Raw genomic sequence first — 16,658 nt, 5'->3', positions numbered from 1 at the left:
TATGAGTAATTCTAATCAACAACAAGAGCAAATTAACATTGAGTTAGACGAAAAAATTGCTGAAGGAATTTATTCTAATTTAGCAATAATAAATCACTCCTCATCCGAGTTTGTTTTAGATTTTGTAAGTATCATGCCAGGTATACCAAAAGCTAAGGTGAAATCAAGAATTGTCTTGACGCCGCAGCATGCTAAAAGATTATTAAAAGCAATTGGGGAAAACATTCACCGTTTTGAAGTCGCTCATGGCGAAATTAAAGATACTGAACAAACACCAATACCGCTTAATTTTGGTCCTGCGGGACAAGCATAAGTTATTTAAAAGGCTTCCGTCACAACGGAAGCCTTTTTTATTTACACCCTATTTCTAAGGATAGCATTGTTATTTTACAAAGGTAAAACGCTGCTTATGACGAATGAAATCTTCAGTTTTATTCTTTTCTACTTCGCATTTGGTTTTTTTGTAAAATCGATTTTAGGATCGGTAGTCAATCTATACGACTACATTTTTAGGCTATTTATATTTGTTATGATTCCACTTCAAACTGTAGCGTGTACTTTTTTGGTCGAAATATTGGTTTAAGAATTTCAAATGAATTCGCTCCTAGTATGATGGCTTGCCATCAAGAACATCATAATTCAGTGGTAAGTGCATATTAAATAGTGGCTTTAAACAACAAGTTTGTGCTTTAAACGATTATAATGGTGCTTCATCGAAAATATTTTCGAGGCGGTTTTAAATGGTATACTTTCGCATTTGAAATAAAAATGCAAAACGCGTCTATTATATAAATCGAATTGTTATGAACTATTTTCCTTTAAGAGCAAATAAAAAAACCATGGTTAATGGCCTTATTCTATTTGCTTTTATTCTAATTTCAAACACAAATGTTGTGGCACAAACTGTAAATAATGTTGCAGATTTGAATACAATTGAAGTTAGTGTTACTGTGAAAAAAGAAAGTGTTTCAGCAGGATCTTCTTCTAGCAGTATGAATTTTGTCTTGTGGTTTATGGGTTCGAAACAAGATCCAAATAGTGCCATTTCTACTGAAGGTAGCAACACAAAAAAGCAGGTAATTACCTCTGGCGTAGCACCAAATCGCCTATTGATTAAAGCTTTTTTAAAGAAAGCGGTGAACTTGGAGAGTATGGTTGCCTAACTTAAAATCATTACCAAAATAGATATAAAAAAAACGCTAATTGATTAATTAGCGTTTTTTTTATTTATTCAATTTCAGCATTTTTTCTTAGCAGGAACTTTTCTGTGATGACGTTCTGTCTCTGTCAACGCTGTTTTTTTACTATATAGAATAAAGAAGGTACTAATAAGATGAAACGCAATTGCATAATCGTAAATAATTATTCAAATTCAGAAGTAAAGAACAACTTAACATTTGGATATTTATTTTGGGTCATCTGAATTGTAAAGTCTGAATCGGCTAGAAATACTAATTGTCCGTACTTGTCATGTGCTAGAAATTTTTGCTTGATTCGTCTGAATTCTTTAAACTCATCACTTTTTATATCATTTGGCTTTACCCAACAGGCTTTGTGTACTGGGAAATTTTCATAGGTACATTTAGCACCATATTCATGTTCTAGACGGTATTGAATTACTTCGTACTGTAGTGCTCCTACTGTTCCAATGATCTTCCTGTTATTCATTTCGAGTGTAAATAATTGCGCAACACCTTCATCCATTAACTGATCAATTCCTTTATCGAGTTGTTTGGCTTTCATAGGATCCGCATTATTGATGTATCTAAAATGCTCTGGAGAGAAACTTGGAATCCCTTTGAAACTCATGATTTCCCCTTCTGTTAAAGTATCTCCAATTTTGAAATTCCCGGTATCGTGTAAACCTACAATATCACCCGGATAGGAAATATCAACGATTTCCTTTTTTTCAGCAAAAAATGCATTTGGACTGGAGAATTTTAAGTTCTTTTTTTGACGAACGTGATAATACGGTTTATTTCGTTCAAAAGTACCTGAAACAATTTTTATAAAGGCTAATCGGTCTCTGTGTTTAGGATCCATATTGGCATGGATTTTAAAAACAAAACCAGTCATTTTCTCTTCTTTTGGATCTACAAGTCGCGTTTCTGAATCTTTTGGTCTTGGAGATGGGGCAATTTGGATAAAACAGTCTAGTAATTCCCGTACTCCAAAATTATTTAATGCCGAACCAAAAAAGACTGGTTGTAATTTTCCATCTAAATAATCTTGACGATTAAATTTTGGATACACTTCATCTATTAATTCTAATTCTTCTCGCAAAGTATCGGCAGGTTTTTGCCCAATAATTTTTTCCAATTCTGGATTTTGTACATCCGAAAAAGCGATAGTTTCTTCAATGTTTTTCCGGTTGTCTCCACTAAACAGATTGATATTCTGCTCCCATAAATTGTATATTCCTTGGAAGTCATATCCCATTCCTATTGGGAAACTCAGAGGGGTTACGGTTAAACCCAGTTTTTGTTCCACTTCATCCATTAGATCAAAAGCATCTTTCCCTTCTCGGTCTAATTTGTTAATGAAAACGATAATTGGTATTTTTCGCATTCTACAAACCGCTACTAATTTCTCTGTTTGTTCCTCAACACCTTTGGCTACGTCAATTACCACAATCACACTATCCACTGCCGTTAAAGTTCTAAAAGTATCTTCTGCAAAATCTTTATGCCCCGGAGTATCTAGTATGTTTATTTTTTTATCTTTATAATTGAATGCCAAAACCGATGTAGAAACTGAAATTCCTCTTTGGCGTTCAATTTCCATGAAATCGCTCGTGGCTCCTTTTTTGATTTTATTGTTTTTAACAGCACCCGCTTCTTGGATGGCTCCCCCAAAAAGGAGTAGTTTTTCTGTCAGTGTTGTTTTACCTGCATCTGGATGCGATATAATCCCGAAAGTTCTTCTGCGTTGTATTTCTTCTAAAAAGCCCATATTTGTATAAATAGTCTGCAAAAGTACTATTTATAAGTGTGAATAAAAAAAATGAGACTGTCTTTTAGAACAGCCTCATTTTTTTTACATTTTTTTTAAGTTTACATGTTAATGGACCAAACCGAATACCCATTTGGTGGGCATTGTATTTTGACCCATTTGTCAGCCTGAGTAGTTGGTATCCATGCAGAATTTCCAGTAAAATCTTTTATTTTAGCATTAGCCCAGTTAGTCTGGATCCATCTTTCTTGCCAAGTGGAAGAGTTATTTATATAGACCACTAATCCGGGATTTCCATTATATCCATTTCTTCTAGCGATGTATTCATCAGTATCTGTATATAAAATGGAGGTTGTTCCAGTTGCTTTTTGGTTGTGAATCCAAATTAAATTGTTCATTTTGGTTTTGTTGATCCATTCTTCATAATCTCTGTAGAAAATTGTTGGATATCCTTCATGTGTTAAAATGTAAGCATAGGCGAGCTCTTTTTTCCAAATCTCATCAGTATCATGGTTCGAGACGAACGTTACTGCCTTATAAGGGTTTCTTTTCCACATCATGTCATCGTTGAGGATGTTCAAGTTATTTCCATCAAAAGCATCGTTCATTTTATAGTAGCATGCAAAATCAAATACGGAGCTATTGGCATTGTTTGCCCACCACTCTAAAGTATTTACATTTGCATCCCAATATTCTCCAACAGAGAATCCACCAACATTAGCATTCCAATCTTTGACAACCCAAGGACCAAAACCTTTCACGTAATCAAATCTCCAGCCATCAAATTTCATCGTGTTCTTGTAATACTTTCCTACGCCATCTGCTCTTTTCCAAAGCCAGTCTTGTACGTTTGGTGCCACATGGGCTAAATCTGGAAAGCCACCAAAAGCGCCTTCATCATTGTTTCCGTAAGAATTTTTATAAAAATCAGCACTAGTTCTTGGGAATTTTCCAGAAGCCACCCCGGCAAAATTGGTGTACGTTTGAGTTCCTGTGAAAGGATTGTTCTCTAATTGTCCCCCGCTATTGTGATTCAGTACCATGTCAGCATATACTTGCATGTTTTCACTATGTACTTTCGTGATTAAACTTTCTAGTTCGGTACGAGAACCAAATCGAGTTTCTACCGTGCCATTTTGATTGTAATTTCCAAAATCGAAATAATCAGTAGGATCATATCCCATAGAAAAAGGTCCGTTTTGAGCCTTTGAAACGGGTGGAAGCCAAACGGATCCAATACCCGCATTTGACCACGCCGTTATTTTAGTGTTTACCGTATTCCACCAAGTACCGCCGGCAGGTACATCCCAGTAGAAAGCTTGCATCATAACACCTCCGCCTGGATTTGCAAGGTATTTTCCGTTTGTAGTATTGGATGCTTTTCCGGTGCTGAAAGGATGACCATCATGATGGGTGACGTCGATAACTTTAAATTGTTTCGCAGCAGCAGTAACATCGTTTGTGAAATCATCACTTGAATTACACGAAGACAAGCCAACCAATAATGCGGCCAGTAAGTACTTTTTAAAATTTTGTTTGTTCATAAAAAGAGTAATTTGGGGTTAGTTAAGAGATTTGGGTAAACGTTTTTAAAAGCAGATTTAGAAATGAATTCTTGTTTTAGATTTTTATTTGAAGGTTGTTTCGGAATTTCAAATCTGTACCTTTTTGTGAATTCTGAAATAGAGGGCGATAAAAAGTAGTATTACTTTATTTTTATATCTTTTTTTCTATCAAATTAATATGTTTTAGCTAATTTATGCAATTTCTCACACGAGATGCGTCAGTGTTTTTTTTATTCGAAACGAAAACGTTGTAGTGTTGAGAACTTTTTATTTAGGGCTTTTAAAATGAGAATTGTAAGAAAATGTAGTTTGCGTTTTGCGGTGAAATCATTAAATTTCAGTGAGATTTTTGTTAATAGTCATTAGTATTGAAACGATATGAAGTAGCAGTTTTTAATTTTGAAACGACAAATACAGGGCAAAGGAAAATTTTGAGTAAATGATTAAGGTGAGATTTTAGAAAGTAGAAGCTGTATTGACTCATAACAGTCAGATTATTTCTAGTGTAGTAGCTTATTAAGCTAATTATAAAATGTCTTTATAATATTTTGTTAATACTAGTTAGGAAACTTGTATTATCTAATTGAATTGCTATTTTTGTTCGTTTTAAATTTGAGGAAAGCTACGGAATTGTATTATGTAAAGCAGTTCAATACTTGATTCTTAAAGTGTATATTTGCCAAAATTATTCTGGCTTTTATAGTTGGATTTAAAAACAACACAATCAGGATGTTTTACATTTAATATAAATTATAATAATGCCAATAAATAAAATACAAATGAAATCTATTAATAATAGAATTGCACTGACTTTTTTTCTTTTGCTTTTTACAAGTGTCATAACAAGTGCTCAGGAAATTATTAAGGACTCCGTTATCGCTCCTGTTAAAAAGATAAAATCGACTGGAAAACTTAAAATTGACGGGGTAATAGCAACGGTGGGAGACTATATTATTTTAGATTCAGATATTGATAAGTCCTTTCTTGAAATTTCTACTCAAGGAGGTTCTGTAAGTGATATTTCAAGATGTCAAATGCTAGGAAAATTATTAGAGGATAAATTGTATGCGCATCAAGCAATCCAAGATAGTATCGTAGTAACAGATTCAGAAGTAAAAGGGATGATGGAAGACCGATTGAATTATATGATTGAAAAAATTGGTTCTTTAGAAAAAGTAGTTCAATATTATAAAAAGGATTCTGAGGAGGAATTTAGAACTTATTTTTCTGATATTTTAAAAGAGGGGAAGTTGACCTCTGAAATGCGAAATAAGATAGTTGAAGCAGTTCAAATTACTCCAGAAGAAGTACGTAATTATTTCAAAACTATTCCTAAAACCGATTTGCCAACTTTTGGCGTAGAATTAGAGGTAGCTCAAATTGTTGTTACACCGAAAGTTTCGGCAGCCGATAAACAAAAAGTTATTGATCGACTAAATGATTTCAAAAAAGAAATAGAAGAAGGGTCTAGTTTTTCAACTAAAGCAGTCTTGTATTCACAAGATCCCGGTTCCAGAGCTAATGGAGGGTTTTATAAAATGAATCGCAAAACTCCTTTTGTCAAAGAATTTAAGGAGGTTGCTTTTAGTTTAGCGGAAGGGGAAATATCAGCTCCTTTTGAAACAGATTTTGGGTATCATATTATTTATGTAGAAAAGATAAAAGGGCAAGAAGTAGAATTACGTCATATATTGCTAGCGCCAACTGTGACCGAAGCAGCTTTGACAGAAGCAAAAGAAAAAATCACTTTGATCAAGAAAAGAATCGAAGACAAAGAAATTACTTTTGCGGAAGCAGCCAGAACACTATCTGACGAGAAAGAAACAAGAGCTAATGGAGGAGCATTGATTAATCCACAAACGCAAGACACTCGTTTTGAATTGACAAAAATGGACCCTGCTTTTTACAGCCAAGTCTCTAATTTGAAAGCTAATCAAGTTTCCGCTCCTATATTAGACCAAGGAGAAGAGGGAAAGAAGAAATTCAAGTTAATCACTATCACCAATAGAATTGATGAACATACCGCTGATTATGCTAAGGATTATATAAAAATTAAAGAGTTAGCTTTAAAAAATAAGCAGATTACGGCTATAGGGAAATGGTTTAATGAAAAAATAAAAGAAACCTATATCAAAATCATTGGAGAATATCGAGACTGTGATTTTGCAAATAATTGGCTTAAGAAATAGTACTATTTTTCAAAGTTTAGGTGCGTTTAGTGCTAAAAATTTTTTCTTTTAATAAATAAAAAGAGTTAGTTTTATGATCTCATAACGCTAACTCTTTTTTAATTTTAAATACCTATAAATGTCAGACGTAGCAGCAATACAGAACTTAGTTCAAAAAAGACAAGAGTTAAAAAGCGAAATAGCAAAAATTATTGTTGGGCAAGATGCTGTGGTAGATCAAATTTTACTTTGTATTTTTTCTGGTGGTCACGCCTTATTGGTAGGAGTTCCCGGATTAGCAAAAACCTTGATGGTAAATACGCTTGCGCAAGCACTGGGTCTTGATTTTAAAAGAATTCAGTTTACTCCTGATTTAATGCCTTCGGATATCCTAGGAAGTGAAATATTAGATGAAAACCGGCATTTTAAATTTATAAAAGGACCTATTTTTTCTAATATCGTGTTAGCCGATGAGATCAATAGGACACCACCAAAAACTCAGGCTGCTTTGTTGGAGGCCATGCAGGAACGTTCCGTTACTATTGCGGGTGAAAATTACAAGTTAAATTTGCCCTATTTTGTTTTGGCAACCCAAAATCCAATAGAGCAAGAGGGAACCTATCCTTTACCTGAAGCACAATTAGACCGCTTCATGTTTGCCATAAAACTAGAATATCCCTCTTTTGAAGAGGAAGTTCAGGTCGTAAAGCGTACGACTTCCAACATGAAGAATACCATAAATCCATTATTTACGGCACAACAAATTATTGATTTTCAAGATTTAATTCGCAGAATCCCTGTCGCAGATAATGTGATTGAGTATGCCGTGACATTAGTGAGTAAAACCAGACCTGATAATCCATTGTCTACTGAATTTGTGAAAAATTATTTAGACTGGGGAGCGGGACCACGAGCTTCACAAAATTTAATTTTGGCTGCAAAAGCCAATGCTGCTTTCAACGGAAAATTCTCTCCAGATATCGAAGATGTAAAAGCAGTTGCGATTGGTATTTTGCGCCATCGTATCATTAAAAATTACAAAGCAGATGCTGAAGGCATCACCGAAGAAATGATAATTACAAAGTTGTTTTAAATGCTTTGTTTGTTGTTTTGAGCTTGATTTTTTGTTTGAACTACAACGTTTTCTTACTTATCCTATTATTTGTGTTTCAGAAACGATACGAATGCAATTGATTAGTTATGGATTAATCAATTTTGTGTTAAATTTTTTAAATTTTATCATTTTTAAACAGTAAAAATCAGTATTAGGTAATAATATCATTTGAAAACATGGCGTTCATTAAATTTTTTTAAATTTCATCTTAAAGAGCTAAATTTGCGTCATAAATAAAGAACAAGATATTATGGCTTTTAATTTTGAGAGGATCAAAAAAAGCAGCCTTTAACATTGAAAACAATTGTATTATGAACATTTATAACGATTATCTAAAGGAAATCGAAGAAAGAAAAGGGCAGGGACTTCACCCAAAGCCAATTGATGGAGCTGAATTATTAGGCGAAATCATTACACAAATTAAAGATTTAGATAACGCAAATCGCGAAGACTCTCTTTCATTCTTTATTTACAATACAGTTCCTGGAACTACTCCTGCTGCTGGTAGAAAAGCTGCTTTTTTAAAGGAGATTATTCTTGGCATATACGATATAAAAGAAATTACTCCTGTTTTTGCGTTTGAACTATTGTCTCACATGAAAGGCGGTCCTTCGATAAAGGTGTTACTTGACCTAGCTTTAGATACAAATGTTGCTATTGCAAAGGAAGCAGCAGAGGTTCTTAAAACACAATTTTTCCTTTATGAAGCGGATACCAATCGCTTAGAATTGGCATTCAAAAGTGGTAACAAAGTTGCTAAAGAAATTTTAGAAAGCTATGCTAAAGCGGAGTTTTTTACGAAGCTTCCTGAAGTAGTAGCAGAAATAAAAGTAGTTACTTACATTGCCGGTGAAGGAGATATTTCAACTGATTTATTGTCGCCAGGAAACCAAGCGCATTCCAGATCTGATCGTGAGCTTCATGGTAAATGTTTGATTTCCCCTGCAGCTCAGGATGAAATTCAGGCCTTACAAGCGCAACATCCTGATAAAAGTGTGATGTTGATTGCTGAGAAAGGAACAATGGGTGTGGGTTCCTCAAGAATGTCAGGTGTGAACAATGTGGCGCTTTGGACTGGTAAAAAAGCAAGTCCTTACGTTCCATTTATAAATAGTGCACCAATTGTAGCAGGCACAAACGGAATTTCTCCAATTTTCTTAACTACTGTTGATGTGACCGGTGGTATTGGTCTTGACCTTAAAAACTGGGTAAAGAAATTAGATGAAAATGGTAATCCAATTCGCAATGAAAGTGGTGATGTCGTTTTAGAAGAAGCTTATTCTGTGGCTACTGGAACGGTGCTCACCATCAATACGAAAACAAAGAAATTATATAACGGCGATACAGAGTTGATCGATATTTCTAAGGCCTTTACTCCTCAGAAAATGGAATTTATCAAAGCTGGAGGGTCTTACGCGATTGTTTTTGGTAAAAAATTACAAACGTTTGCTTCTAAGACTTTAGGAATTGCGATTGTTCCCGTTTTTGCTCCATCCAAAGAAGTTTCGATCGATGGACAAGGTCTTACAGCCGTTGAAAAAATATTTAATAAAAATGCTGTTGGTTCAACGCCAGGGAAAGTGTTGCACGCTGGATCTGATGTTCGCGTTACCGTAAACATTGTTGGTTCACAAGATACGACTGGTTTAATGACTTCTCAAGAATTAGAGTCGATGGCTGCTACTGTGATTTCGCCAATTGTCGATGGAGCGTACCAATCGGGTTGTCATACGGCATCGGTTTGGGATAATAAATCGAAGGCAAACATCCCAAGACTGATGCAGTTTATGAATGATTTTGGTTTAATCACTGCTCGTGATCCTAAAGGCATTTACCACGCTATGACGGATGTAATTCACAAAGTTTTAAATGATATTACTGTTGATGAATGGGCAATCATTATTGGTGGTGACTCGCACACCAGAATGTCAAAAGGAGTTGCTTTTGGTGCTGATTCAGGGACCGTTGCACTTGCTTTGGCTACTGGAGAGGCGTCTATGCCAATTCCAGAATCAGTAAAAGTCACCTTCAAAGGCGACATGAAAAATTACATGGATTTCCGTGACGTGGTTCATGCTACGCAGTCTCAAATGTTAAAGCAATTTGGGGGTGAAAATGTATTTCAAGGACGCATTATTGAGGTTCATTTAGGTACACTCACAGCTGATCAGGCTTTTACCTTTACAGATTGGACCGCTGAGATGAAAGCGAAAGCTTCTATTTGTATTTCTGAGGACGACACTTTGATTGAATCATTAGAGATCGCCAAGAGAAGAATCCAGATCATGATTGATAAAGGAATGGACAACGAAAAGCAAGTGCTGAAAGGATTGATTGCTATCGCTAATAATAGAATTGCAGCTATTCAATCAGGGGAGAAACCAGCTTTGACTCCAGATGCTAATGCAAAATATTATGCGGAAGTTGTTATTGATTTAGATATCGTTGTAGAACCAATGATTGCCGATCCAGACGTGAATAACGCCGATATTTCTAAGCGTTACACACACGATACCATTAGACCTCTTTCTTTTTATGGCGGAGTGAAAAAAGTAGATCTTGGTTTTGTAGGTTCTTGTATGGTACACAAAGGCGATTTGAAGATTCTGTCTCAAATGCTAAAAAACATCGACGAGCAATATGGAAAAGTGGAGTTCAAAGCGCCACTTGTAGTAGCGCCACCTACGTACAATATTGTAGACGAACTTAAAGCAGAAGGAGACTGGGAAGTTTTACAAAAATATTCTGGATTCGAATTTGATGATACTGCTCCTAAAGGCGTTGCTCGTACTGGATATGAAAATATTTTGTATTTAGAGCGTCCAGGGTGTAATTTATGCATGGGTAACCAAGAAAAAGCAGCCAAAGGAGATACAGTTATGGCAACATCTACGCGCCTTTTCCAAGGAAGGGTTGTTGAGGATACAGAAGGTAAAAAAGGAGAATCTTTGCTTTCATCAACACCTGTTGTTGTATTGTCTACAATATTAGGTAGAACTCCAACTATGGAAGAATATAAAGCAGCGGTGAAAGGGATCAATTTAACTCAGTTTGCACCATCTCATAAATTATTAGTAAAATAACAACGCATATTTGTTAATTATATCAAAAAGCCTAGGTCTGCACAAAGACTTAGGCTTTTTTTATGGGTATAGCTTCTCTATTTTTTGTATCTTGTGAGTATTAAAAACGTAAATTTTATTACACATAACAAACAATCCTATATATTATGGCTTTTGATATTGAAATGATTAAAAAAGTGTACGACAACATGGCAACTCGTGTTGACAAAGCACGCGAAATAGTTGGACATCCACTTACTTTAACGGAGAAAATCTTATACAATCACCTATGGGATGGTATGCCATCAAAAGCTTTTATACGAGGCGCTGATTATGTCGATTTTGCTCCCGATAGAGTAGCTTGTCAAGATGCAACAGCTCAAATGGCATTGTTGCAATTTATGCATGCTGGTAAGTCTAAGGTAGCTGTGCCTACAACGGTGCATTGTGATCACTTGATTCAAGCTAAAGTTAATGCTGTGACAGATTTGGCAAGAGCCAAAACACAAAGTAATGAAGTGTTTGAATTCCTTTCATCAGTATCTGATAAATATGGAATAGGTTTCTGGAAACCGGGAGCTGGAATTATCCACCAAGTAGTGTTAGAGAATTATGCATTTCCAGGCGGAATGATGATTGGAACCGACTCACACACTGTAAATGCGGGTGGTTTAGGAATGGTTGCTATTGGTGTTGGTGGTGCTGATGCCGTAGATGTAATGTCAGGAATGGCTTGGGAATTAAAATTCCCAAAATTAATTGGAGTAAAATTAACAGGTAAACTTTCTGGTTGGACAGCGCCAAAAGATGTAATCCTTAAAGTCGCTGGAATTCTTACCGTAAAAGGGGGAACTGGCGCTATTGTTGAATATTTTGGTGAAGGTGCTACTGCTATGTCTTGCACCGGAAAAGGAACAATTTGTAATATGGGTGCCGAAATTGGCGCAACCACATCTACATTTGGCTATGACGCGTCTATGAGTCGCTATTTACGGTCTACAGACAGAGCCGATGTTGCTGATGCTGCAGATAAAATTGCACCGTACTTAACAGGTGATGCTGCCGTATATGCTAATCCCGAACTGTATTTTGATCAAGTAATCGAAATCAATTTAGACGAATTAGAACCACATTTAAACGGTCCTTTTACTCCAGATTTAGCAACACCTATTTCTAAAATGAAAGAGGAAGCCATCAAAAATAACTGGCCTTTGAAAATTGAAGTGGGTTTAATTGGCTCTTGTACAAACTCGTCTTACGAGGATATCGCGCGAGCAGCTTCCATCGCAAAACAGGTGACGGATAAAAATTTAAAAATAAAGTCGGAGTTCACCATTACTCCAGGCTCAGAATTGGTTCGATACACGATAGAACGTGACGGATTTATTGATATTTTTGATAAAATGGGAGCTACCGTATTTGCAAATGCCTGCGGACCTTGTATTGGGATGTGGGATCGAGAAGGAGCAGAGAAAGAAGAGCGCAACACGATCGTTCACTCCTTTAACCGCAACTTCTCTAAGCGTGCTGATGGAAATCCAAATACTTTAGCATTCGTTGGTTCGCCAGAATTAGTAACCGCTCTGGCCATTGCGGGTGATTTAAGTTTCAATCCATTGACAGATACTTTGATCAATGAAAATGGGGAAGAAGTTAAATTAGAAGCGCCAACAGGTGATGAATTACCTCCAAAAGGTTTTGCTGCTGAAGATTCCGGTTTTCAAGCACCAGCCGAAGATGGTTCCGGTATCGTGGTTTCTGTGAGCGAAACTTCGGAGCGTTTGCAGTTATTAGCACCATTCTCACCTTGGGATGGAAAAAATATTACAGGAGCTAAATTGCTTATCAAAGCATTCGGAAAATGCACCACGGATCACATCTCGATGGCTGGACCATGGTTGCGTTTCCGTGGACACTTAGATAATATTTCTAATAATATGTTGATTGGTGCTATCAATGCGTTCAACCAAAAACCAAATAAAGTTAAAAACCAATTGACTGGTATTTATGATGCAGTTCCCGCCGTTGCACGCGCGTACAAAGCAGCTGGAGTTCCATCGATTGTAGTGGGTGATCATAATTACGGAGAAGGATCCTCTCGTGAACATGCCGCTATGGAACCGCGTTTCCTAGGTGTAAAAGCAGTATTGGTAAAATCATTTGCCCGTATTCACGAAACAAATCTTAAAAAACAAGGGCTATTAGGTTTGACCTTTGCAACAGAAGCAGATTACGATAAAATTCAAGAAGATGACACAATCAATTTCACGGATTTAGTTGATTTTGCTGTCGGAAAACCCTTAACGTTAGAATTCGTTCACGCAGATGGAACCAAAGATATAATTTTGGCAAACCATACTTATAATGAAGGTCAAATAGGTTGGTTCGTAGCTGGTTCAGCATTAAACCTGATTGCTGCTGCTGGAAAAATATAATTAAAGCAAACAATTTTTGTATTAAAAACTCTCAAGTAAGCTTGGGAGTTTTTTTATGGTTCAAATTCACTTTTGTTTTGGGAGCTGTTTCCTGCTGGCCGTTTCAAGCTTTTTCATACAATTGCTTTTTCCTGAGCATAAAGGAGCTTCCGCTGGTCGCTCTTTATGATCAGGAAAAATAAGCAATTCTATTTCAAAAGGCTTTCCTCTTTCATCAGGGCTACAAACGAGACCCCGTGTTTTCAGATATTTCTTTTTAGTCAAATGAGATTTTTTTAAGAAAAAGAAAAGAGTCAAAAGTGTGAAATAGAAGTAAAATTCAAAAAACAGGGCAGTTTTTTAATTTTTGAACGTTAAAATTAAAAAAAAGAGGCTGATTTTTGATTAAATCTCTTATATTAGCTTTTTTGAAATATTCTGTTTGGAATGAAGCTTTTTTTGCTTGTTTTTGTAATCAATATTCTTCAATATTTGACATCCAGTTTAACAATTGCAGCAGAATTGCAACGACTCACTTTTTTTAGTGTTTTTGCAAATGAATTAAAAAGCAACGGGGATTTTAAACAGACACATCCTGAGTCTCTTTTATAAAAAGAGCCTGAGATTATTTTTACATCTTTCAATAAAATTGTAAAAAAGTACAGTTTAGCGAAATCTAATAATTATATCCCGAAATCGCTAGAAAAAATACAAAGGGGTAGGTAATTTGAAACAAATAAACATGAGATTAAAGGTAACAGTAGCACTAATTTTTTTGAATAGTATCGTTCTTTTTTCACAAGAAAAAATCACAAAGCACACTATAGTAAAAGGGGAAACAATATCGAGTATCGCTGAGAAATATGAAGTCAAGCAAAGCACCATTTTTAAATTAAATCCCAATGCTAAAAATCTTTTAAAACTCAATTCCGTTTTATTAATTCCCGTAACTTCAGCCAAAAACACTACCGTTAAAACCAAAAGTACTGTAGTTCAAGCGACCAAAGAACACGAAGTTCAAGCTAAAGAAACAATTTACGGAATCGCAAAACAATATGGAATTTCTGTTAAAGAATTAAACCAAATCAATCCTTCCCTGGCAACTGCCGAATTGAAAATTGGTCAAAAAATAAATATTCCTGCTGCGGCAATTACAAACGAAATAGCAAATGTTGCAACATCAAAACAATTTCCCACCAATACAGAACTAGTTAAAGAATCTAAAACTGCAACCGAAGCAACCCAAAGTCCACAATCCTTCATTTGGGAAGTAGTAGCAAAAGAAACTAAATATTCGATCACAAAAAAATACGGAATTACAATTAAGGAATTTGATAAGGCTAATCCATCTTTAGGAGTTAAGGCCCTTAAAGTTGGTCAGAAAGTAGTTATCCCAGGAGTTAATGCGCCAGACTCAGCAGTGGTTGCAGCCTCAATTGGAATCCCATCTATAGCAGAAATAGGGTCTCAAAACATAGTGTCAACGCCAACAAGTGAATCAAAAACACAAGAAACCATAGCGCAGCAAACACAAAATACTGCAACTGGTCTTCAAGAGCAAATTGTTAGAGAAGTACTGGCGAAAGAGACAAAATATGCCATTGCAAAAGAATACGGAATTACAGTCAAAGAGTTAGAAAAACAAAATCCAGCGATTAAAAATGGTCTTCCTGTAGGCTATAAATTGACTATTCTTTCTCAAACGGTTTCTGATCACAGTGAAATTGTTGCTATCAATTTAAAAGATAAAGAAACCAAAATTGAAAGTAGTAAAATTGATTTTAACAATGCAATCAAGCCTACTTTTAGCCATGAATTTCTAGATCAATTAATAGAGCGTGCTTCCGAAAATATAGGGACGAGATACCGCACGGGCGGAACTACTAAATCGGGTTTTGATTGTTCAGGACTTATGTGTACTGCTTATGGTGCATTTGATATTAAATTACCTCGAACCTCCCGCGAGCAATCCAGTATTGGTACAAAAATAAACACAGAAGAGGCCCAAAAAGGGGATCTTATTTTCTTCAAAACAAATGGTAGAAGTCAAATCAATCACGTCGGAATGGTAGTTGAGGTTTGCGAAGGCGAAATTAAATTTATTCACTCTTCAGTCAGCAACGGTGTAATTATATCTTCCACGAAAGAAAAGTACTATGAGAAAAATTTCTCGCAAATAAATAGAGTGCTACAATAAGCTATTCAGAAATTATATTTTATAAAAACGCTCCAATGTATTGGAGCGTTTTTTTTTATACTATTTTTAAAGCTTTATTTCTCCTGCATTTCCGCTCACTAAATTGGTACCGGTAACAACAGACGCAGCCATTTTTAAAAAGTTAATCATTTGATTGCCGTCAGTATCCCAAAAGTAGGCACTCGTTGGTTTTACTTTAATAAGGGAAATATTAGGATCATTTTTACCTTCTTTGAACCATATATTTACTACTGGTGTCCACAACTCTTCGATTTTTTCACGGTCTGTACTAATGGTTGCTTCACCATTTACAACCATATAGCTTCCTTTACCAGGATGTGCAAAAAACAATTGAACATTAGAATCTTGTTCTATTTCTTTGTTCTTATCACTATCTTTTTCACTGAAAAACCAAATATTTCCTTTATCACAGACTTTTACGGCACCCATTGGTCTGGTCGTTGCTCCATCGTTTGTTTTAAGATTAGTGCAAAAAAGGCAAGTATTAATTTCTTTAACGAGGCTTTTAAGTTTGTCTATTCCTTCAATTGTGTATTCATTTGTTTGATCGCTCATAATCTTATTTTATAATGATTAAAAATCGCTATTTTATGCTATGCAAAGTTGGTCAACAAAACAGCAAAAAGCATTACACAATTTAGGAGAAAAGTTTCAATTTTTACATATTGTATAAGTAAATGCCTTTAGCTCTTGCACATACAAATTCCCTAATTTAGAAAGTACAAAAAAAACGGCTGAACTGGAAAACTTCCTTATGTACTATTTTTCAACACTGTTAATCTCAGTCCAGTATTCATCAGGATCCTGATTGTAGATTTGCTTGATTCCATCAGCGCGAACGGTAATTGTATTCAGTGTACCGGGCCAGTCAGAATATGTAATATTAAGAGTTTTTAGTAGGTCAATCAATGCGTCAAAATGAGTTGCTTTAAAAGCTAAATGCACCGCTTTATTGATTTTAACGGGTTCTTTGATCGTAGCAACAAGGTGAAGTTCTTTTCCCTCTCCTAAGGAGATCCAGCGAATCCCTTCTTTTTTAGTAAAGTTGGTAATCTCGGAAAGGTTTAAAACATTTTTATAAAAACCAACAGATTTTTCCAGGTCCTTAACCGACAATGCAATAGGGTCTAATTTTAAAGTAAAAGACGCAATCGTTTGTGCGCAA

General features: G+C 35.5%; 11 protein-coding genes. 7 read left to right on the top strand and 4 right to left on the bottom strand.

Annotated features, from left to right (window positions below):
• The first annotated feature begins 1 nt into the window (after window position 1).
• Window positions 2–313 carry a DUF3467 domain-containing protein gene (locus BUA03_RS09100; RefSeq protein WP_066082283.1) on the top strand — a complete coding sequence of 104 codons (312 nt, stop codon included), beginning with the start codon at window positions 2–4 and terminating at the stop codon, window positions 311–313.
• A 490-nt stretch (window positions 314–803) separates the two neighbouring features.
• Window positions 804–1,163, top strand: coding sequence for a hypothetical protein (locus BUA03_RS09095; protein WP_066082281.1), 360 nt, complete (start codon window positions 804–806; stop codon window positions 1,161–1,163).
• A gap of 199 nt (window positions 1,164–1,362) precedes the next feature.
• Here the strand turns inward: BUA03_RS09095 and BUA03_RS09090 are convergent, their stop codons facing one another.
• Window positions 1,363–2,952, bottom strand: a complete 1,590-nt coding sequence (locus tag BUA03_RS09090; RefSeq protein WP_066082280.1) for a peptide chain release factor 3 — start codon at window positions 2,950–2,952, stop codon at window positions 1,363–1,365.
• Window positions 2,953–3,053: 101 nt separating this feature from the next.
• Window positions 3,054–4,496, bottom strand: coding sequence for an alpha-amylase (locus tag BUA03_RS09085; protein ID WP_066082278.1), 1,443 nt, complete (start codon window positions 4,494–4,496; stop codon window positions 3,054–3,056).
• Between the two features lie 779 nt (window positions 4,497–5,275).
• Between BUA03_RS09085 and BUA03_RS09080 the strand changes: the two genes are divergently transcribed.
• The 5 genes from BUA03_RS09080 (at window position 5,276) to BUA03_RS09055 (ending at window position 15,472) form a co-directional block, all read left to right on the top strand.
• Window positions 5,276–6,706 carry a peptidylprolyl isomerase gene (locus BUA03_RS09080; protein ID WP_066082276.1) on the top strand — a complete coding sequence of 477 codons (1,431 nt, stop codon included), beginning with the start codon at window positions 5,276–5,278 and terminating at the stop codon, window positions 6,704–6,706.
• A gap of 118 nt (window positions 6,707–6,824) precedes the next feature.
• A complete protein-coding gene (locus BUA03_RS09075; protein WP_066082275.1) occupies window positions 6,825–7,778 on the top strand; it encodes an AAA family ATPase in 954 nt (317 codons plus the stop codon).
• A gap of 332 nt (window positions 7,779–8,110) precedes the next feature.
• Window positions 8,111–10,882, top strand: coding sequence for a bifunctional aconitate hydratase 2/2-methylisocitrate dehydratase (locus BUA03_RS09070; protein ID WP_066082376.1), 2,772 nt, complete (start codon window positions 8,111–8,113; stop codon window positions 10,880–10,882).
• Window positions 10,883–11,028: 146 nt separating this feature from the next.
• Window positions 11,029–13,296 carry an aconitate hydratase gene (locus BUA03_RS09065; protein ID WP_066082273.1) on the top strand — a complete coding sequence of 756 codons (2,268 nt, stop codon included), beginning with the start codon at window positions 11,029–11,031 and terminating at the stop codon, window positions 13,294–13,296.
• 721 nt (window positions 13,297–14,017) lie between these two features.
• Complete coding sequence (locus BUA03_RS09055) at window positions 14,018–15,472, top strand: peptidoglycan endopeptidase (RefSeq protein ID WP_066082269.1); 1,455 nt, start codon at window positions 14,018–14,020, stop codon at window positions 15,470–15,472.
• Window positions 15,473–15,538: 66 nt separating this feature from the next.
• Here the strand turns inward: BUA03_RS09055 and BUA03_RS09050 are convergent, their stop codons facing one another.
• Together BUA03_RS09050 and BUA03_RS09045 are read right to left on the bottom strand one after the other, a co-directional pair.
• Window positions 15,539–16,048, bottom strand: a complete 510-nt coding sequence (locus tag BUA03_RS09050; RefSeq protein ID WP_066082267.1) for a pyridoxamine 5'-phosphate oxidase family protein — start codon at window positions 16,046–16,048, stop codon at window positions 15,539–15,541.
• A 204-nt stretch (window positions 16,049–16,252) separates the two neighbouring features.
• Complete coding sequence (locus BUA03_RS09045; protein WP_066082265.1) at window positions 16,253–16,645, bottom strand: VOC family protein; 393 nt, start codon at window positions 16,643–16,645, stop codon at window positions 16,253–16,255.
• Window positions 16,646–16,658: the final 13 nt, after the last annotated feature.

The sequence above is a fragment of the Flavobacterium fryxellicola genome, assembly GCF_900143245.1.
GTDB lineage: Bacteria > Bacteroidota > Bacteroidia > Flavobacteriales > Flavobacteriaceae > Flavobacterium > Flavobacterium fryxellicola.
This window is presented reverse-complemented; position numbering and strand designations above follow the sequence as displayed.

What these genes read in the sequence shown, in the direction of transcription:
- BUA03_RS09100 (WP_066082283.1), top strand. Translation starts at nt 2, where the DNA reads ATGAGTAATTCTAATCAACAACAAGAGCAAATTAACATTGAGTTAGAC.
- BUA03_RS09095 (WP_066082281.1), top strand. Translation starts at nt 804, where the DNA reads ATGAACTATTTTCCTTTAAGAGCAAATAAAAAAACCATGGTTAATGGC.
- BUA03_RS09090 (WP_066082280.1), bottom strand. Translation starts at nt 2,952, where the DNA reads ATGGGCTTTTTAGAAGAAATACAACGCAGAAGAACTTTCGGGATTATA.
- BUA03_RS09085 (WP_066082278.1), bottom strand. Translation starts at nt 4,496, where the DNA reads ATGAACAAACAAAATTTTAAAAAGTACTTACTGGCCGCATTATTGGTT.
- BUA03_RS09080 (WP_066082276.1), top strand. Translation starts at nt 5,276, where the DNA reads ATGCCAATAAATAAAATACAAATGAAATCTATTAATAATAGAATTGCA.
- BUA03_RS09075 (WP_066082275.1), top strand. Translation starts at nt 6,825, where the DNA reads ATGTCAGACGTAGCAGCAATACAGAACTTAGTTCAAAAAAGACAAGAG.
- BUA03_RS09070 (WP_066082376.1), top strand. Translation starts at nt 8,111, where the DNA reads ATGAACATTTATAACGATTATCTAAAGGAAATCGAAGAAAGAAAAGGG.
- BUA03_RS09065 (WP_066082273.1), top strand. Translation starts at nt 11,029, where the DNA reads ATGGCTTTTGATATTGAAATGATTAAAAAAGTGTACGACAACATGGCA.
- BUA03_RS09055 (WP_066082269.1), top strand. Translation starts at nt 14,018, where the DNA reads ATGAGATTAAAGGTAACAGTAGCACTAATTTTTTTGAATAGTATCGTT.
- BUA03_RS09050 (WP_066082267.1), bottom strand. Translation starts at nt 16,048, where the DNA reads ATGAGCGATCAAACAAATGAATACACAATTGAAGGAATAGACAAACTT.